Below are 17,839 nucleotides of genomic sequence, written 5' to 3' on the forward strand. Positions count from 1 at the left end.
CCGGAAGGCGGCGTGAAGATATCGCGCACGGTCGTGCGGTTTGCCGGGGATTGCCCGGAATTACGGGGCGTCAGGGCTTTGCCACGGTTCGCGCGCCCTCTTACGCTCCGGCGTCATGCCCTCACCCCTGATCAGTGTCGTGCTCCCCGCTTACGACCAGCACGAACAGCTGGCGGACTGTTTGGACTCGCTGCTCGGCCAGTCCTTCCGGGACGTCGAGGTGATCGTGGTCGCCGACCGCTCCCCCGAGACCCCGCGCGACCTCGTGGACGCGTTCGCGGCGAAGCACCCGCAGGTGTCGGTGCTGCACCTGGACGCCGCGGTCGGGGTGGGCGTGGCGCGCAACGCCGGAGCGGCGCGGGCGGCCGGCGAGTACCTGCTGTTCCTGGACGCCGACCACGTGCTGCCGCCGGACGGGCTCCAGGCGCTCGCGGACCGGCTGGCGGAGACCGGCCCGGTGGACGTCCTGCAGTTCGGGCACACCCGGCTGCACAACGGCCGCGAGTGGGCCGGCGGCGCGGCGCAGCGGCTGGCCGCGGCCGGGGGCGAGGCCGCCGGGCCGTTCGAGCGCCCGGAGCTGCTGGGCGCGCCGCCGCTGATCTGGGACCGCCTGGTGCGCCGCGGTCACTGGGCCGAGCTCAAGCTGGCCTTCCCCGACGGCCGGTACGAGGAGATCCCGGTCGTGTACGAGGCGATGCTCGGCGCGCAGCGGGTGGCCGTCCTGCCGCGCGAGTGCGTGCAGCTGCGGCGCCGGGAAACCGTCCACCCGACCGGTTCGCCCGGCGGCAGCGTCTTCGACCTCTTCGAGCAGTACGAGCGCGCCTTCGCGCTGCTGGAGGACCAGCCGCACCTGTACGCCGTCCGCGACGCGGTGTTCGTCCGGATGATCCGGCACTACCTGTTCGTGTTCGACCTCGCCGGGTGCGTGACGCGCGCCGAGCGGCCGCAGTTCTTCCACCGGGCCGCCGAGCACCACCGCCGTTTCCTGCCGCCCGGGCACAAGAAGCCGGGCGGGCGCGAGGGCGTCAAGTTCACGCTCCTGGCGGGCGGGGCGTACCCGGCGTTCGAGGTGGCGAAGCTGTCCCACATCGCGCGCGGCACGATCACGGGGGCCAACCGGCGCAAGCCCTGATCCCGGGATCGCGGGGCAGCGGCTACGGCGGCCACTCCGTCGGAGGAACGGGCGGGGTGGCCCACTGCCGCGCGGCACGTCGAGCTGTCATGATCGGCCGGAGCCGTCGCCGCACCGCCCCGGAGGTCCCCGGTGAGCCGTCCGTCCGCCGTCCCCGGAGCCGAGCTGGCCCGTGAGCTGGCCGCCGAGCTGCGCGGCGAGGTCCGCTTCGGCGCCGCCGAGCGCACGGTCTACGGCCACGACGCCTCCAACTACCGCCACCTGCCGCTCGGCGTGGTCAAGCCGGCCGACCGGGACGACGTGCGCACCGCGCTCGCGCTGTGCCGCCGGTACGCGGTGCCGGTGGTGGCCCGCGGGGCGGGCACGAGCATCGGCGGGCAGGCGATCGGGCCGGGCGCGGTGGTGCTGGACTTCCGCCGCCACCTGGGCGCGGTGCTCGACGTCGACCCCGAGGCCCGCACGGCCCGGATCGAGCCCGGCGTCGTCCTGGACGACCTCCAGCGCGCCGCCCGCCCCCACGGGCTGCGCTTCGGCCCGGACCCGTCCACGCACAGCCGCTGCACGGTCGGCGGCATGATCGGCAACGACGCGTGCGGCTCGCACTCCCTCGCCTGGGGGCGCACCTCCGACAGCGTCGAGCGGCTGGAACTGCTCCTCGCGGACGGCACCGAGCTGACCGTCGGCGGCTCGCTGACCCCCGCCGAACGCGACACGCTGCGCGCCCTGCCCGGACGGGCCGGACAACTCCACACGCTGCTCCAGGAGTTCACCGACCGCAACCTCGCGACCATCCGCCAGGGCCTGCCCCGCCTGCCCCGCCGCGGCTCCGGCTACCCGCTGGACGCACTGCTCCCCGAGCACGGCCACGACCTGGCCCGCGCCCTCACCGGCACCGAGGGCACCTGCGCGCTGCTGCTCGGCGCCACCGTCCGGCTCGTCGAGGACCCGCCCGCCCGCGCACTCGTCGTGGCCGGCTACCCGGACGAGGGCGCTGCCGCCGACGCGGTCCCCGCCCTGCTGCCGCTGGGCCCGCTGACCGCCGAGGGCATGGCGGCCGACCTGATCGAGGCCCTCCTCGCCGCCGGCCCTCGCCCGCCCGCGCTCGACCGGCTGCCCGCCGGCGCCTGCTGGCTGTTCCTGGAGGTCGGCGGCGCCACCCGCACCGAGGCCTACCAGGCCGCCCGCCGACTCGCCGACGCGGTGCGGCGCGAGCCGTCGGCCGCCGTCGCCCTCGTCACCGACCCGGTCGAGCAGCGGCAGCTGTGGGCCGTCCGGGAGGCGGGCGCCGGGACCGTCACCCGGCTGCCGGGAGGCGGTGAGGCCTGGCCGGGCTGGGAGGACTCCGCCGTCCCGCCCGAGCGGCTCGGCGACTACCTGCGCGACCTGCGCGCGCTGCTGCGCCGGCACAGCCTGCGCGGCGTGCCGTACGGGCACTTCGGCGAGGGCTGCGTGCACCTGCGAATCGACTTCCCGCTCGGCGAGCCCCAAGGGGTGCTGGTCTTCCGGGAGTTCCTGGAGCAGGCGGCCGATCTGGCCGTCTCGTACGGCGGTTCGCTCTCCGGCGAGCACGGCGACGGACAGGCCCGCGCCGAGCTGCTGCCGCGCATGTACCGGCCCGAAGTCCTGGCGCTCTTCCGCGAGTTCAAGCACATCTGGGATCCGGAGAACCTGCTCAACCCGGGCGCCCTCGTCGACCCGCGCCCGCTCGACGCCGACCTGCGCTTCGTCACCGCCCCGCGCCGCGCCCTGCCCCTCGCCCTCCCGTACGAGCAGGACGGCGGCAGCCTCACGAAGGCCGTGCACCGCTGCGTCGGCGTCGCCAAGTGCGTCGACACCAGCACCGGGGTGATGTGCCCGAGCTACATGGCCACGAGCGAGGAGCGGCACTCCACCCGGGGCCGGGCCAGGCTGCTCGCCGAGATGCTGCGCGGCGCGGGGACACCCTCCGGCCACCGCTCCGAGGCCGCGATCACCGACGGCTGGCGCTCGGAGGAGGTCCGGGAGGCGCTGGACCTCTGCCTGGGCTGCAAGGGCTGCGCGAGCGACTGCCCGGTGCACGTCGACATGGCGACGTACCGGACGGAGTTCCTGTACCAGCACTACCGGCGCCGCCTCCGCCCGCGCTCCCACTACTCGATGGGCCGGCTGCCGCTCTGGCTGCGCGCCGCCGCCCTCGCCCCCGGGGCCGCCAACACCCTCGCCCGCTCCCCGGCCGGCGCCCTGCTGAAGCGGCTCGGCGGGATCGACCGGCGGCGCGTCCTGCCCGTCCTCCCGCCGGAGACCTTCACCCGCTGGTACCGCCGGCACCGCGCCGCGCACCCGGCCCCGGCGGGCGCACCGCCCGTCCTGCTCTGGCCGGACACGTTCTCCGAGCACCTCCAGCCGAACGTGGCGCGCGCGGCCGTCGAGGTGCTGGAGCACCTGGGCTTCGACGTCCGCCTGCCCGCCGGCCCGGTCTGCTGCGGCCTCACGTGGTACTCCACCGGCCAACTCGACTCCGCCCGGCGGGTGTTGCGCCGCAGCCTGCGCGCGATCGACGCGGCCGGCCTGCCCGCCGACACCCCCGTGGTGGGACTCGACCCGAGCTGCACCGCCAGCCTGCGCGAGGACCTCCCCCGCCTGCTCGGCCCGGACGGCCGCCCGCTCGCCCGACGCACGCTCACCTTCGCCGAGTTCCTCGACGAACACGCCCCCGACGCCCCGCTCCCCCGCATCCCGCGCGACGCCGTCACCCAGACCCACTGCCACCAGCACGCCGTCCTCGGCACCGCCGCCGACCGCCGCGTCGAAGCCCGACTGGGCCTGCACAACCGGGTCCTGGACTCCGGCTGCTGCGGCCTGGCCGGCAACTTCGGCTTCGAGCAGGGCCACTTCGAGATCTCCGAGGCGATCGCCGAACGCGTCCTCCTCCCCGAACTGCGCGCCACCACCCCCGGCACGGTGATCCTGGCCGACGGCTTCAGCTGCCGCACCCAGATCACCCAACTCGCCGAAGGACGCCGGGCGCTGCACCTCGCCGAGCTGATCGCCGGGGGATTGCGGGAGGAGGACTAGGGCCGCCGCTCCGGGGCGAACGGCGTGCCGCTGGACAGGGCGCGGTGGCCGACGGCCAGAGCCTCGCCCAGGAAGCCGGTGCCGATGGAGAGCTGGACCGGTCGGGCGTCCGCGGCGAGGCCGAAGTGGGCGGCCAGCGCGGCGAATCCGGCCATGACGGCGAGGGAGATCCCGGCCACCAGGAACGTCCGCCAGGTGTAGCGCTGCCACAGCACGCCGTCGCGCTCGTAGACGCGGACGGTCACGCCGCGGGCCGCTCCGAGTGCGGTGCCGAGGACCGCGCCCGCGGCGATCCAGGCGTAGTCCGCCGCGTGCAGGCCCGCGTGCCGGGAGACCGTCCAGAGGCCGATCCCGGTCAGCACCACGGGCGGCGCGAACAGGTCCCGGGCGTTGAGCGGTTCGCCGTTCAGGCGCCGGACGACCACCACCGCCACCACGGCGGCGATCAGCCCCGCGTGCAGCCAGACGTTCATGTCGGTTCCCCCCACGTTTTTAGCTCGACTGTGCTAAATAAGCAATTTAGCCCACCCGTGCTATAACGACAACATGCCCAAGATCGTGGACCCCGCGGAACGCCGCCAGGCCGTCGCCGACGCCGTACTGCGGGTCGCCGCCCGGGACGGACTGGAACACGCCTCACTGCGCAACGTCGCCGAGGAGGCCGGGCTCGCCGTCGGGTCGGTCCGGCACTACTTCGCGGGCGGCCCGGAGCTGATGATCTTCGCGATGCAGGAGCTGGCCCGCCGCATCGACGCCCGGATCCGCGCCCACGCCGGCGCCCTGCTCGACCCGGCGACGGCCGCCGGCGACCGGCCCGCCCGCACCGAGGCGCTGCTCGCCGAGGTCCTCCCGCTGGACGCCCGGCGGCGCGAGGAGTCCGCGCTCTGGCTCGCCTTCGTCACCGCCGCCCGCACCCGCCCCGAACTCCGGCCCCGCGCCGCCGAGATGCAGGCGGGCCTGGACGACCTCGTCCGCCGCGTCCTCGAAGGGACCGCCCGCTCCGGCGCCCTCGCCCCCGGCCTCGACCTCGCCGTCGAGACCCGCCGCCTCTCCGCCCTCCTCGACGGCCTCACCCTCCAGGCCGTCCAGCACCCCGACCTGGTCGGCCCGGACGAGCTGCGCACGGTGCTGCGCCGTCACCTCGACAGCCTCACCGCACCCCGCTGACACGGGGCCACCAGCGGCGCCACAATGGCCGGATGACCCTCACCACCGCCGAGGCGGACAAGATCCTGGCCGACAACTTCGCCCCCTGGGTGCAGGCGCTCGGCCTGTCGGTGACCGAGACCGGCGAGCGGCACGCCGTGCTGCGCCTGCCGTGGTCCGGGCAACTGGCCCGGGAGGGCGGCGGGCTGTCGGGGCAGGCCCTGATGGCCGCCGCCGACACCGCGAGCGTGATCGCCGTGTCGGCGGCCCGCGGCGGCTTCGGTCCGATGACCACCGTCCAGCAGTCGACGACCTTCCAGCGCGCCGTCGCCGAGCGGGACGTCCTGGTGCACGCCCGGGTGACCAAGCTCGGCCGGCGGATCGCCTTCCTCGACATCACGCTCACCGCCGAGGGCGACGAGGAGCCGGCCGCGCACGCCACCACGGTCTACGCGCTCGCCTGACCGGACGCTCCCCCCGAAGGGCGGACGCGCGTCACGCGTCCGCCTTGGGCGCCTCCTCCGCGCACACCGCCGACACGAACTCCGCCACCCGCGCCTGCGGCATCCCGCGCGCGATGTCCGCCTCGCTGATCATCCCGACCAGCTTGTGCTCGGGGTGGTTGATCACCGGCAGCCGGCGCACCCGGTACTGCTCCATCACGCGCAGCACCTGCTCGGTGTCCTCGTCCGCCTCCACCGTCATCGGCCGGCCCTCGGCCAGCTCGCCCGCCGTCACCGCGGACGGGTCCCGGCCCTCCGCGATGCACTTGAGCACGATGTCACGGTCGGTGACGATGCCCAGCAGCTTCTCGTTCTCGCCGCAGATGGGCAGCGCCCCGACGTCCCGGTCCCGCATGATCCGGGCGGCGGTGGCGAGCGTCTCGTGCTCGCGGATGCACTCCGCGCCCGGGTGCATGATGTCGCTGGCTCTGGTCATGGTCCGCCTCCCTGACGTGCCTGCCGTCCCCGTTGTCCATCGTGGTCCGGGCGGCCGACGGTCGCCACCGGGGCAGCCCCGGGGAGCCTCACGGCCGCCTCCGGACCGCCCTCAGGCCGCCTTGCCGTGCTCGGCGCGCCGGTCCTCCGCCTCCGCGCCCTCCAGCGGCGGCGACGGCTTCAACAGCTCCTCCAGCGGCGGGAGTTCCAGCTGCTGCGCGCCGTCCTCGACGGCCGGCTGCGCGGTGTCGACGGCCGCCTGTGCGGTCTCGGCGACCGCGTTCCGCGCCGACCGCAGCTGGGCGTCCGTCGCCGAGTCCAGGAAGCGCAGCAGCTCCACCGGGAACGGCAGCACGAGCGTCGAGTTCTTCTCCGCCGCCACCTCCACCACGGTCTGCAGCAGCCGCAGTTGGAGCGCCGCCGGGGTCGCGCTCATCACCGCGGCGGCCTCCGACAGGCGGGCCGAGGCCTGGTACTCGCCGTCCGCCGTGATGATCCGCGCCCGGCGCTCGCGCTCGGCCTCCGCCTGCCGGGCGATCGAGCGCTTCATCGACTCCGGCAGGGCGACGTCCTTGATCTCCACCCGGTCGATCTGGATGCCCCAGCCCAACGCCGGACTGTCGATCATCAACTCCAGGCCCTGGTTGATCGGTTCGCGGTTGGCCAGCAGGTCGTCCAGCTCGCTCTTGCCGATGATCGACCGCAGCGAGGTCTGCGCGACCTGGGAGATCGCGAAGTTGTAGTCCTGCACGTTGACGGTCGCCTTGACCGGGTCCTCCACCCGGAAGTAGACCACCGCGTCCACCCGCACGGTCACGTTGTCCCGGGTGATGCCCTCCTGCGCCGGGATCGGCATCGTCACGATCTGCACGTTGACCTTGCGCAGCTTGTCCGCGATCGGCATCAGCGCGACCAGCCCGGGCTCGCGCACCTCGTCCCGCACCCGCCCGAAGCGGAACACCACGCCCTTCTGGAACTGCTGGACCACCCTGATGCTCAGGCCCGCCCAGACCGCCCCCAGCCCCACCAGACCCCCGATCGCCCCCAGCACCGCATCGACGATCATCGCGGCCTCCTCGCGCGCGCCCACCCGTCCCGGCCGTGGCCGACCCGGGCCGACCGGGGGCCGCCGGAGCAGCTGGTTCCACGCTACGCCTGCCCGGGTGCGAGCCGGGAGAACGGAGCCCGGCCCTAGGATCGTCGCCATGCCGCTGTCCCCCGCCGACGACCCCGGCCACCCGCGCCACCCCGCCGAGGCCGCCGCCCGCGCCGCCGCAATGGCCGCCCTGGACCGCGTCGTCACCGGCTGCCGCGCCTGCCCGCGCCTGGTCGAGTGGCGCGAGGAGACCGCCCGCACCAAGCGCCGCGCCTACCAGGACTGGGACTACTGGGCCCGCCCGATCCCCGGCTTCGGCCCGCCCGACGCCCCGCTCGTCCTCGTCGGCCTCGCCCCCGCCGCCCACGGCGCCAACCGCACCGGCCGCATCTTCACCGGCGACCCCTCCGGCGACATCCTGTACGCGGCCCTGTACGAGCTCGGGCTCGCCAACCGCCCGGAGTCCGTCCGCCACGGCGACGGCCTGGAGCTGCGCGGCGTCCGCGTCACCGACCCGGTGCGCTGCGCCCCGCCCGACAACAAGCCGACCACCGCCGAGCGCGACACCTGCCGCCCCTGGATCACCCGGGAACTGGAGCTCCTGCGCCCCACCGTGCGGACGGTCGTCGCCCTCGGCGGGTTCGCCTGGCAGGCCCTGCTCCCGGCCGTGGCCGCCGCCGGCTGGGAGGTCCCGCGGCCACGCCCCGCGTTCGGCCACGCCGCCCACGCCACCCTGCCCGCCACCGACGGCGGCCCGCCGCTCCACCTCTACGGCTGCTACCACGTGAGCCCGCGCAACACGAACACCGGCCGCCTCACGACCGAGATGCTCCACGACCTCCTCCGCACCGCCGCCCGCACCGCCGGCCTCGACCCGAAGTAGCGGGGCGGGGTGCTCGGCCGAAGCGCCGCGCCGCCATGATCCCGCGGTCGACCGGGCACCCCCCTGAGGCCCCCGGCGCCGGTGCCGTGGCCCTGGTGCCGTGGCCGGATAGGTCCACCGCGTTGCGACGCCCGGCACGGCCCTACCCGAAGCGCACCAGCTTGTGCCGCGACGCCCGGGCCCACACCGCCGGGAGGCGGTCCCGGGCCGCCTCCGCCGCCGCCAGCTGTCCGCCGTACAGCACCCCGTACGCGAACGCCTCGCCGCTCGTCGCGGCCTGGCCGGCCAGGGCGGCGGCGGCCACGGCGGCGTCCTGGTGCTCGCCCAGCACCTCCTGCACGGCCTTCATCCGCTCGACGTACCGGTCCGCCGCCCCGCCCACCGCCGGCGCGGCGGTCTCACCGGCGTATCGGGCGCGCTTGGCGGCCTTGCGGGCCTCGTGCAGGGCGCGGTCCCGGTCCTCGGGCCCGGCGGCCAGGGCGGCCCGCACCCGGCGGCCGGTGCGCCGCTGCTCCCTGGCGGCGATGCGCGACAGCTCGGGCACCGCCGGGCGCCGGGCCCGGCGGCGCAGCGGCGGGGCGGCCAGCAGCCCGGCCAGCCCGGTGGCGAGGGCACGGCGGCGGGAGCTGTCGAGGGCGGCCACCACTTCGGGCCGGATCCGGCGGTACTCGGCCCCGCCCCACCGTTCCAGTTCCGCGGCCACCCGTTCCGGGCCGCACTCGGCGGGCAGCTCCCGGGCGCGGGCCGCGAGCCGCTCGGCCAGGACCTCGCGGTCGCGCGCGCGGCCGAGGGCGGCGGCCAGCCATCTCAGCTCGGCCACGAGCTCGTCCGTGGCGCCGGCCGCGAAGAGGCGCCGGTACGTCCGCAGCGCGCTGCGCAGGCGCCGGCAGGCGACCCGCATCCGGTGGACCGCGTCCGGCTCGTCCGCGCGGACGGCGTCGTCGAGTCCGGCGAGCACGGCGGCCTGGGCCTCGATGCGGGCGAGCAGCACCTGTCCGACCGTGGCGTCGGGCCGGGCCATGGGCGTTCACCCCCTCGTCGGGGTCGCCGCCCCATCCCGGGGGCGGCGAAACGCCTTCCAGGCTAGTCCTCCGACCCTCCTTGTCTACTGGGCGTTCATCTTCCGTCCACCACGGGCGACCGCGCGGCACGACCCGCCACCCCCTCCCGAGGGGCACCGTTCCGGCCCGCACCCTCGTGCCGGGTGTAAGGGTCGTGACATACTCCCGGACGTGATGACGTCCACCCGTGCGACCAGGGCCCTGCGGGCCGCGGTGTTCACCGCGCTCGCCGTGCCGCTGTCCGCGCTGGGCCAGGTGGTCATCACGGGTCGCCCGCTGCCCCTCACGCTGGTGGCCGCCGCGACCGCCGTCGTCTTCCTGGTGTCGGCCGCGCTGGCCGGCGGGGAGCGGCGGCTGCTGCACATCTCCGCCGTGATGGTGCCGGTGGAGCTGCTGCTCAACACGACGTTCAACCTCGGCCAGACCGGCTGTGGCCCGATCCTGAGCGAGCACGTGCCCGCGCGCGGCATGAACCTGCTGGTGTGCGGCGGCGGTTCGGTGGACGGCTCGCTGCTGTCCGGGCCGCTCGGACACGACGGACCGTTCGCGCCCGCCGCGACCCAGCTCCTCGTCCTGCTGGTGCACCTGATGATCGCGGTGGCCGCGTCCGCCTGGCTGCGGCTGGGCGATGCCGCCCTGACCGGGCTGGCCCGGGCGCTGCGCGCCCTGAGCCAGTCGGTGGCCGCGCCGCTGCGGGCACTGCTCCTGCTGCTGGTCCCGGCCCCGGTGCGCCCGGTGCTGCGGGTGCCGCTGCCGGTGTCCGACCACGAGCGTCCCCGCCGCGAGGACGTCGTCCTCAGCCCCGCGCCCCGGCGCGGCCCGCCGGCCTTCGCGCCGGCCTGCTGACACCGTTCCCACGGCCACGGGCCCGGCGCACGACTCCCGCGTTCACCCACCCCGCCCCTCGGCACGCCCCAGTGAGGCACGGCCCTCCGAGGTACAGCCCAACGAGGCACGCCCCTCCGAGGCACGCCCGAGCGAGGCATCCCGCGCGCACCCGCGCGCCGCGTACAGGAGTTGACCCCCATGGCTCAGGCCAACAGCAAGCAGTCCCAGCGCATCAGCGCCCGCGAGCGGATCCAGGAGGCGCAGCGCCGTGAGCAGGCGGCCGCCAAGCGCCGCCAGCGCATCGTCATCGCCGTCGCGTCCGTCGTGGTCCTCGCCATCGCGGGCGCCGGGGCGATCGCCGTGAACTCGGCCAAGAAGGACAAGGAGACGGCCGCCGGGTCGGGCTCCTCGGCACCGCTGGTCGTGCCCGCGAACGCCTCCGGCCAGGACGGCACCGTGATCACCTACGGCAAGGCCGACGCCCCGCACACGATGGAGGTCTACGAGGACTTCCGCTGCCCGGTGTGCAAGCACTTCGAGGCGGCCAACGGCGAGACGGTCAAGCAGCTCACCGCGGACGGCCAGATCAAGGTCGAGTTCCACCTGGCCGCGTTCCTGGACAAGGCCCTCGGCGGCAAGGGCTCGCGCACCGCGCTGGCCGCCGCCGGCGCCGCCCTGAACGAGGGCGTGGACAAGTTCAAGGCCTTCCACGACGTGCTCTACAAGAACCAGCCCGACGAGCGCACCGACAGCTTCGGCGACACCAACAAGATCCTGGAACTGGCCGACCAGGTGCCGGGCCTGAAGACCGACGCCTTCGTCAAGGCCGTCCAGGACGGCACCTACGCGCCGTGGGCGGCCAAGGTCGCGAACGCGTTCAACGACAGCGGGGTGCAGGGCACGCCGACGGTGAAGGTCGACGGCAAGCCGGTCACGCTGTTCTCGGGCCAGAACCCGGCCACTCCGGACCAGTTCACGGCGCAGGTCAAGCAGGCCGCCGGCCTGTAGCGAGCTCCACCGGCCCGGCCGAACCCCGGCCGGGCCGGCACCCTTCCCAGCCACCGGAGTGTGCTGCCATGACCGCCTCTACCTCCGTGCACGTGCCCCGCCCCGCCGCCGGCCCCGCCCCGGCCGGCGCCCCGATCGGCGCCGGCCGGGCGCTCTCGCTGCTCCTGCTCCTCGGCGGGCTGATCGGGCTGGCGGCCTCCGCCGTCCTGACCTTCGACAAGCTCCGCATCCTGGAGAACCCGTCGTACGTCCCGACCTGCAACATCAACCCGGTGATCAGCTGCGGTTCGGTGATGCGCACCGAGCAGGCGGGGGTGTTCGGCTTCCCCAACCCGCTGATCGGGCTGGCCGCCTTCGGCGCACTGGCGGCGATCGGCGCGGGACTGCTGGCAGGCGCCGCGTACCGCCGCTGGTTCTGGCTGGGCCTCCAGGCGGGGACGTTCCTGGGCGTGGTCTTCGTGCACTGGCTGATCGACCAGGCGCTGTACGAGATCGGCGCGTTGTGCCCGTACTGCATGGTGGTGTGGGCGACGGTCGTGGCGCTGTTCTGGTACACGACGCTGCACAACCTGCGCTCGGGCGTGATCCCGGCGGGCCCGCGGCTGCGGACGGTCGTGCGGGAGGCGGCGCGCTACCACTGGGCGCTGCCGGTGCTGTGGGCGGCGGTGATCGCGCTGCTGATCCTCAACCGGTTCTGGTACTACTGGAGCACTCTCGTCTGACGGTCGGCCGGGCGGAGTTCAGCCGAGGTAGCCCGTCGAGTGGAGCAGCGCGGTGAGCCCGGCGCGCCTGGCGTCCAGGGCCCGGGTGAGCCGCCGTGCCGCGTTCGGGTGGAGCAGCGCGGCCGCCCGGGCCGGGGTGAAGAAGCCGTACTCGGCGATCTCCTCGGCCTGGCAGCGGATTTCGGCGGCGGCGTCGAGCACCCCGCCGTCGAACATGAACTGGACGGCGGGGTGGGCGTGTTCGCGCTGCTTGGGGATCGGGTCGCGCCACTCGACGACGACCAGCCGCGGTTCGTCGTCGAGCACGAGCCCCGTCTCCTCGCGCAGTTCGCGGGCGGCGCACTCGGCCGGGCCCTCGCCGGGGTCCATGCCGCCGCCGGGGAAGAGCCAGTGGGCGCGGTAGATCGGCTTCAGGAGGAGGACGTTGCCCATGGCGTCGGTGAGCAGGACGCTGCAGCCGACGTACGCGCGCACCATGCGCGCCAGCCACTCCCCCTCCGAGAGCTGCCAGGTCTCCGTCATCGCGACTCCTCCGCCACCACCCGTCCGTCGTGGCCCACTCTGCCCCAGGTTCCGTACCGGGAGCGGTGGTTCGTGCGAGATCCACCCGATCGGGTGGCGCGGGGGCCCAACAGCACGGCGCTAGCCGAAGACGGCCCGCCGGAAGGCGTTGCGCAGGTCGGTGAGCGGCTGGACCTCGCGGTCGTAGTGGACCTTGTTGGTGAGCAGCAGCGCCCAGCGGCCGAGCCGGCGGGAGATCCAGATGCCGGTGCCGGTGAACCCGTAGTGGACGAAGGTGCCGTCGGCCGGGTCGGTGCCGGGGGCGACGAGCCAGGAGAGGCCGCGGGCGGGGGCGAGCCCGCCGGTCTGTTCGCGCAGGGACTCGGCGATCCACGGTTCGCCCCAGGAGAGTCCGGGTGGCGGGTCGAGCAGGGCGGTGAGGAAGCGGCCGAGGTCGCGGGCGGTCGAGAAGGCGCCCGCGTTGCCGGAGACGCCGCCGAGGAGGCGGGCGGACGGGTCGTGGACGACGCCGCGCAGGTGGGCGCCGAGGGTCTCGTCGTACTCGGTGGGCGCGGTGTGGGCGGTGTCGCCGGGGCCGAGCGGCCCGTAGCGGGTGTCGGACATGCCCAGCGGCCGCCAGGCCCGGCGGGCGGCGAGCTCGTCGAGCGGGGCGCCGTCGAGGTGTTCGACGAGGTGGCCGAGGAGCACGGCGGCGCGGTCGGTGTACTCGACGGCGGTGCCGGGCGCGCGGTGCAGCGGGGCGGCGATGACGCCGGAGCGGATCGCCGCGAGGTCGCGCCCGTAGAGCCGCTCGAAGTTCGTCCGTGGCAGCAATCCGGCAGTGTGGGCGAGCAGTTGACGGGCCGTCACCTCGCCGGCCGGCTGCCCCGCGGCGTCCGGCCAGTAGTGCCCGAGGGGTTCGTCGAGCGGGAGGCGGCCGGCCTGCCACAGCGCCCCGGCGCACGGCCAGAGCGCGACGATCTTGGTGAGGCTCGCGAGGTCGTACCGGGTGTCCGGTCCGGGCGAGAGCCGCGCGTACGAGCCCTGCCCGAGCGGCCCGTGGGCGCCCCGCCCGACCGTCCCGCCGGCGTCGCCGACGGCCCAGACCGCCCCCGCCCCGACTCCTCGCGCGCCGGCGCGGACCAGCCGGTCCAGCGCCCCGCCGGGCGCGGCCAGGGCGGGGAGCCGGTCGGGCGCCGGCGGTTGGTGACTCATCCGTCCCCCTGAACGTGCCCCGGACCGGTCTCGCCCGGAGCCTACCCGGCGGACGGTCCGTCAGTCGGACGCGGAGGTGAACTCCTTGCCGAGGCAGATGCTCTGCGGGTGCTCGCGGTAGATCCCGAACTTCCGTATCGCCTCGTACCCCTCGGAGTGGTACAGCGCGACGGCCTCGGGCTGCTCGGTGCCGGTCTCCAGGACGAAGCGCGTGCGGCCGGCCTCGGCGGCGGTCTGCTCCAGCCGGCGCAGCACGCCCCTGGCGAGGCCGCGCCCGCGGGCGCCCGGGACGACGAACATCCGCTTCAGCTCGGCGTCACCGTCGCGCAGCCCGTGCGGGCCGGCCTGCTTGGCCCGCCACCCGCCGCAGGCGACCGGCCGGCCGTCCAGGTAGGCGATCAGGAACAGTCCGGCCGGCGCCTCGAAGTCGTCGGGGTGCAGCACGGTCTCGTCCGGGTCGCCGTAGCGGCGGACGTACTCCTGCTGCACCTCGGCCGACAGGGCCTGGGCGTCGGGGTGGCCGTAGCCGGTGGCCCGGTACTCGACGGTGCCGGCGGCCCCGGCCGACGTGCTCTCTGTCGCGCTGCTCTCCATGGTCGAAAAGCCTACGACCTGGGGCGCGGCCTGGACTCAGCGGCCCTCGAACCGGGCGAGGAGGTCCGCCTTGCCGAACATCGCGGCGGCGTCGACGGCGGACGGGAAGCCGGCCTTCGGGTCGGCGCCGGCGGCCAGCAGGGCGTCGACGACGTCCACCGCACCCTTGAAGACGGCGCCCGCGAGCGGGGTCTGGCCCTTGTCGTTGGCGCGGTTCGGGTCGGCGCCGCGCTCGACCAGGGCGGCGACCGTACCGGCGTGGGCGTGGTAGGCGGCGAGCATGAGCAGCGTGTCGCCGCTGCCGTTGGTCAGGTTCGCGGAGACGCCCGCGTCGACGGCGGCGGTCAGGGCGGCGGTGTCCCCGGCCCGGGCGGCGTCGAAGAGCTTCCCGGCGAGCGCGATCACCTCGGCGTCGGGGGCGTCGGCGGGCTGCGGGCTGGCGGCGTCGGTCATGGCGGGCGGCCTCTCGTGGTCGATTCGCGGTCGGTTCGCGGTCGGTTCGTGCTCGGTGGCGGTGCCGGCCGCGCGTACCGCACCGTAGCCGCCGGGCGGACGCCCGGGCCAGCACGCGTCCGGATGGCGGATGCGGGCTCCACCGGAAACGACACGCCGACGGATCGGTTGCGCAGCCGTTCGAGCGAACTTCCGGGACCCCCCGGAAACTTCCCGCCCACCCGCCGGGAATGCCTCGCCGCACCGCAACAGAGCGCCGCACGGCCCCGACCCGGGCCGGTTCGCATACCTCCGCCCGAGCCCCACGGCGGTATTGAACGGTGAAACCACCCATTTGCACCGTTCCATCATCTATTACTTTTTGTCACGATTAGGGCACTTTCAGTGACACTGTCCCTGTCCCCCTCCCCGAGGAGCAGAACGTGATCCTCTCGATTTCCGGCATCGTCCTGTTCGGCACCATCGCCTTTCTGTTCTTCCGCCGGGACGGACTAAAGGTCTCCCACGCGATCGTCTGCGCGCTCTTCGGCTTCTACGTCGCCGGCTCCTCGATCGCACCGAGCATCACCGCGGGCGGCGCGAGCCTCGCCAGCCTGCTCGGCGGCCTCAGGTTCTAGCGCCGCCACTCCCCCGTACGGGCCCGGGCGCGGATCCCACCGCCCCGGGCCCCGTCGTACGACGACAGTCCCAGCTCCATCCGCTTCACCCCCCACCCGTCCCGACCGCCCGGGGAGTCAAGGAATGTCGCTCCACCGCCACCTCGGCAAGGGCCGTGAGATCGCCCGGACCGCCGGGGACCACGCCTCCGACATGTTCGCCCCGCTCACCGTCATCGGCCGCGGCCTGCGTCACCACACCGGCTGGGCCAAGGACCGCTGGCAGGCCACCCCCAAGGAGCGCCGCGGCCCGACGCTGTTCCTGTCCGCCGCGATGCTCGTCGGCATCTACCTGCTGCCGCACGGCCTGCTGTTCGCCCTGATCGCGCTCATGGCCAGCGCCGCGTGGGCCGGACGGGCCCCCAAGGCGCCGCCCGCCCCGCCCGCGCCCGACGTCGCCGACGTCAAGCTCGCGGCGCTCTACTCCGCGCTGACGCCCTACCTCTGCGGCCCCGAGGACGCCAACCCGCTGTACCACTTCGAGGGGAGCTACAAGAGCGCCTTCGGCTCCTGGGAGTTCGACGGCGAGGGCCGGCTCTCCCGCCTGGAGCTCACCTATCCGGCGTACTTCACCGACACCGAGCCGGCCGCCCGGGCCCGGATCGAGCAGGTCGTGCAGGGCAAGGCCGGGCGGGCCCGCGAGTACCGCTTCGACTGGGACGAGGAGTCCAACAAGCTGCGGATCTCCGCGATGAGCCCGCTGCCCACCGACATCGTCGCCCAGCGCTTCGTCGCCGCCCCCGGCGAGATCGTGCTGGGCTTCACCGACGAGGACGGCACCGCCCGCACCATCCCGGTCGGCCAGGGCGGCGCCGTGACGCAGCAGCCGCCGGTGATCTGGCGCACCGGGCCGCGCTCGGGCGAACCCCACCTGCTCGCGCTCGGCGTCGCCGGGTACGGCACCTCCAGCCTGGTCCGCTCGATCGCGCTCCAGGCCCTCCCGTACGCCGACCTCGTGGTGATCGACGGCGCGGGCACCGGCGAGCACGCGTGCCTGGTCAACCGGCCCGGCGTGCACACCGTCGAGACCAGCCTGCACGGCGCGCTCGCCGCCCTGGAGTGGGCCGCCCAGGAGACCGACCGGCGGCTCGCCGCGCTCAACACCGCCCGGCACACCGGCAGCGCCCCGCCGGAGGACGTCACCCGGCCGCTGTGGCTGCTGCTCGACCACCCGACCGAGCTCAGCGAGCTCGCCCATGCCGAGGGCCGCCCCGACCCCCAGGACCTCCTGGAGCTCCCGCTGCGGCACGGCCGCGCCGCCCGCGTCACCGTCGTGATCGCCGACGACGTCGAGGCCAGGGACCGGCTCACCCCCACCGTCCGGACCACCACCAGGGCCCGCGTCCTGCTCGGCCCGGCCGGCCCCGAGGAGGGCCACCTCGCGCTCGGCGCCCCGCTCGACATCGTGCCCGCCGCGCACGCCCCGATCGGCCGCGGCTACGCCCGCATCGGCAACGGCGTCCCGGTCCGGCTCCAGGTGCCCGCCACCGTCGACCCGCTGGACGACGAGGCCCCGGCCGCCCTGCGGGACGCCGTGATCGCCCTGCTGCCGCACCGCGACACCCGCACCGAGGCAGCGGCCGACGCACCGCCGCGCCCCGAGCAGCCGCCGCTGGTCCGCCCCGCCGAGCCGGCGCCCGCCGTCCGGCCCGTGGACCTCGGCAAGGGCGAGCCGATGATCCGTTCCCGTCCGATCTCCTGACCGCACGGAACCGGGGGCGCCGACGGCTTCCGAATCCCGTCCCGGTACGCTCGTGACAGAAAGGCCGCACGATCACCAGATGTGAAATAGGTGACACCTGGGGTGATATCACCGGCCAGATGTGACAAATCGGGCGCCGGTGGGTACAAACAGGGGCGGCACGACAGACGACGCATGTCCCGGGACGGGAATCTTCGTCGGAAGCCGAGCGTTGACCGAACGACGAAGAACAGCGACCACTAGTCCTGTGGGCCATAAGCCCGGGAGGCACGATTCATGAGCGAGCGAGCTCTCCGCGGCACGCGACTCGGGGCCACTAGCTACGAGACCGACCGTGGTATCGATCTGGCTCCCCGCCAGACCGTCGAGTACGCATGTCAGAACGGACACCGTTTCGAGGTTCCTTTCTCGGTCGAGGCGGAGATCCCCCAGACCTGGGAATGCCGCTTCTGTGGCCAGGAGGCGACACTTCTCGACGGCGACGAGCCGGAGGAGAAGAAGACCAAGCCGACGCGCACCCATTGGGACATGCTGATGGAGCGCCGTACGCGCGAGGAGCTGGAGGAGGTGCTGGCCGAGCGGCTGGCGGTGCTCCGCTCCGGCGGGATGAACCTCGCGGTTCACCCGCGTGACACCCGCAAGAGCGCCTGACCCTCTCTCCCGCCCCGGCGGGAGGACGCGAAAAGGGACCCTGGGATCCAGGGTCCCTTTCGCGTGTCCGGACCCGGCCGGTCTGTCCGGACGGTCCGGGCAGGCAGAAGCCCCGGGGCCGGCCCCGGACGGGGCCGGGCCGGGGGGGGGGGGGGGGGAGCCCGGGTTAGGCCGGCGGGTGGGGGTGTGCCGGGCCCGG

The 17,839-nt window shown here is 74.8% G+C and carries 19 protein-coding genes; 11 read left to right on the forward strand and 8 right to left on the reverse strand.

Annotation, left to right across the window (positions count from 1 at the left end):
- Positions 1 to 115: 115 nt before the first annotated feature.
- Positions 116 to 1,132, forward strand: coding sequence for a glycosyltransferase family 2 protein (locus ACFV4F_RS29140; protein ID WP_380506822.1), 1,017 nt, complete (start codon positions 116 to 118; stop codon positions 1,130 to 1,132).
- 132 nt (positions 1,133 to 1,264) lie between these two features.
- Positions 1,265 to 4,186, forward strand: coding sequence for an FAD-binding and (Fe-S)-binding domain-containing protein (locus tag ACFV4F_RS29145; protein WP_380506825.1), 2,922 nt, complete (start codon positions 1,265 to 1,267; stop codon positions 4,184 to 4,186).
- On the opposite strand, the gene ACFV4F_RS29150 is transcribed toward ACFV4F_RS29145, so the two are convergent.
- Positions 4,183 to 4,659: a DUF1453 domain-containing protein gene (locus ACFV4F_RS29150; protein ID WP_380506828.1), complete on the reverse strand. Its 477-nt coding sequence runs from the start codon at positions 4,657 to 4,659 to the stop codon at positions 4,183 to 4,185. The two genes, ACFV4F_RS29145 and ACFV4F_RS29150, sit on opposite strands and share 4 nt — an antisense overlap.
- A gap of 73 nt (positions 4,660 to 4,732) precedes the next feature.
- On the opposite strand from ACFV4F_RS29150, the gene ACFV4F_RS29155 reads away from it, so the two are divergent.
- Positions 4,733 to 5,353: a TetR/AcrR family transcriptional regulator gene (locus ACFV4F_RS29155; RefSeq protein WP_380506831.1), complete on the forward strand. Its 621-nt coding sequence runs from the start codon at positions 4,733 to 4,735 to the stop codon at positions 5,351 to 5,353.
- Positions 5,354 to 5,385: 32 nt separating this feature from the next.
- A complete protein-coding gene (locus ACFV4F_RS29160; protein WP_380443182.1) occupies positions 5,386 to 5,796 on the forward strand; it encodes a PaaI family thioesterase in 411 nt (136 codons plus the stop codon).
- A gap of 31 nt (positions 5,797 to 5,827) precedes the next feature.
- Here the strand turns inward: ACFV4F_RS29160 and ACFV4F_RS29165 are convergent, their stop codons facing one another.
- Positions 5,828 to 6,271, reverse strand: a complete 444-nt coding sequence (locus tag ACFV4F_RS29165; protein WP_380443180.1) for a CBS domain-containing protein — start codon at positions 6,269 to 6,271, stop codon at positions 5,828 to 5,830.
- Between the two features lie 111 nt (positions 6,272 to 6,382).
- Positions 6,383 to 7,336, reverse strand: coding sequence for an SPFH domain-containing protein (locus tag ACFV4F_RS29170; protein WP_380506834.1), 954 nt, complete (start codon positions 7,334 to 7,336; stop codon positions 6,383 to 6,385).
- Positions 7,337 to 7,547: 211 nt separating this feature from the next.
- Between ACFV4F_RS29170 and ACFV4F_RS29175 the strand changes: the two genes are divergently transcribed.
- Complete coding sequence (locus tag ACFV4F_RS29175) at positions 7,548 to 8,249, forward strand: uracil-DNA glycosylase (protein ID WP_380506857.1); 702 nt, start codon at positions 7,548 to 7,550, stop codon at positions 8,247 to 8,249.
- Positions 8,250 to 8,391: 142 nt separating this feature from the next.
- Here the strand turns inward: ACFV4F_RS29175 and ACFV4F_RS29180 are convergent, their stop codons facing one another.
- Positions 8,392 to 9,270, reverse strand: coding sequence for a CHAD domain-containing protein (locus ACFV4F_RS29180; protein ID WP_380506837.1), 879 nt, complete (start codon positions 9,268 to 9,270; stop codon positions 8,392 to 8,394).
- A gap of 211 nt (positions 9,271 to 9,481) precedes the next feature.
- On the opposite strand from ACFV4F_RS29180, the gene ACFV4F_RS29185 reads away from it, so the two are divergent.
- From ACFV4F_RS29185 to ACFV4F_RS29195, 3 genes are all read left to right on the forward strand, one after another.
- Positions 9,482 to 10,156, forward strand: coding sequence for a hypothetical protein (locus ACFV4F_RS29185; RefSeq protein ID WP_380506840.1), 675 nt, complete (start codon positions 9,482 to 9,484; stop codon positions 10,154 to 10,156).
- Between the two features lie 180 nt (positions 10,157 to 10,336).
- Positions 10,337 to 11,146 carry a thioredoxin domain-containing protein gene (locus ACFV4F_RS29190; protein ID WP_380443171.1) on the forward strand — a complete coding sequence of 270 codons (810 nt, stop codon included), beginning with the start codon at positions 10,337 to 10,339 and terminating at the stop codon, positions 11,144 to 11,146.
- Positions 11,147 to 11,214: 68 nt separating this feature from the next.
- Positions 11,215 to 11,868, forward strand: coding sequence for a vitamin K epoxide reductase family protein (locus ACFV4F_RS29195; protein WP_380506843.1), 654 nt, complete (start codon positions 11,215 to 11,217; stop codon positions 11,866 to 11,868).
- Between the two features lie 18 nt (positions 11,869 to 11,886).
- Here the strand turns inward: ACFV4F_RS29195 and ACFV4F_RS29200 are convergent, their stop codons facing one another.
- The 4 genes from ACFV4F_RS29200 to ACFV4F_RS29215 form a co-directional block, all read right to left on the reverse strand.
- Complete coding sequence (locus ACFV4F_RS29200) at positions 11,887 to 12,390, reverse strand: NUDIX domain-containing protein (protein ID WP_380443167.1); 504 nt, start codon at positions 12,388 to 12,390, stop codon at positions 11,887 to 11,889.
- A 120-nt stretch (positions 12,391 to 12,510) separates the two neighbouring features.
- Positions 12,511 to 13,584: a serine hydrolase domain-containing protein gene (locus ACFV4F_RS29205; RefSeq protein WP_380506846.1), complete on the reverse strand. Its 1,074-nt coding sequence runs from the start codon at positions 13,582 to 13,584 to the stop codon at positions 12,511 to 12,513.
- Between the two features lie 60 nt (positions 13,585 to 13,644).
- Positions 13,645 to 14,178: a GNAT family N-acetyltransferase gene (locus ACFV4F_RS29210; protein ID WP_380506849.1), complete on the reverse strand. Its 534-nt coding sequence runs from the start codon at positions 14,176 to 14,178 to the stop codon at positions 13,645 to 13,647.
- A 36-nt stretch (positions 14,179 to 14,214) separates the two neighbouring features.
- On the reverse strand, positions 14,215 to 14,631 hold the full coding sequence (locus tag ACFV4F_RS29215) for an ankyrin repeat domain-containing protein (protein WP_380443161.1): 417 nt from the start codon (positions 14,629 to 14,631) through the stop codon (positions 14,215 to 14,217).
- Between the two features lie 422 nt (positions 14,632 to 15,053).
- Between ACFV4F_RS29215 and ACFV4F_RS29220 the strand changes: the two genes are divergently transcribed.
- The 3 genes from ACFV4F_RS29220 to ACFV4F_RS29230 all read left to right on the forward strand — a co-directional run bounded on the left by ACFV4F_RS29220 (position 15,054) and on the right by ACFV4F_RS29230 (position 17,640).
- The gene (locus ACFV4F_RS29220; RefSeq protein WP_188305060.1) at positions 15,054 to 15,248 is read left to right on the forward strand and encodes a hypothetical protein; all 195 of its coding nucleotides are present in this window, start codon (positions 15,054 to 15,056) and stop codon (positions 15,246 to 15,248) included.
- A 124-nt stretch (positions 15,249 to 15,372) separates the two neighbouring features.
- Positions 15,373 to 16,989: a hypothetical protein gene (locus ACFV4F_RS29225; RefSeq protein ID WP_380443159.1), complete on the forward strand. Its 1,617-nt coding sequence runs from the start codon at positions 15,373 to 15,375 to the stop codon at positions 16,987 to 16,989.
- Positions 16,990 to 17,265: 276 nt separating this feature from the next.
- The gene (locus ACFV4F_RS29230; RefSeq protein ID WP_329929550.1) at positions 17,266 to 17,640 is read left to right on the forward strand and encodes an RNA polymerase-binding protein RbpA; all 375 of its coding nucleotides are present in this window, start codon (positions 17,266 to 17,268) and stop codon (positions 17,638 to 17,640) included.
- Positions 17,641 to 17,839 lie beyond the last annotated feature (199 nt).

This window comes from Kitasatospora sp. NPDC059722 (assembly GCF_042733235.1).
GTDB lineage: Bacteria > Actinomycetota > Actinomycetes > Streptomycetales > Streptomycetaceae > Kitasatospora.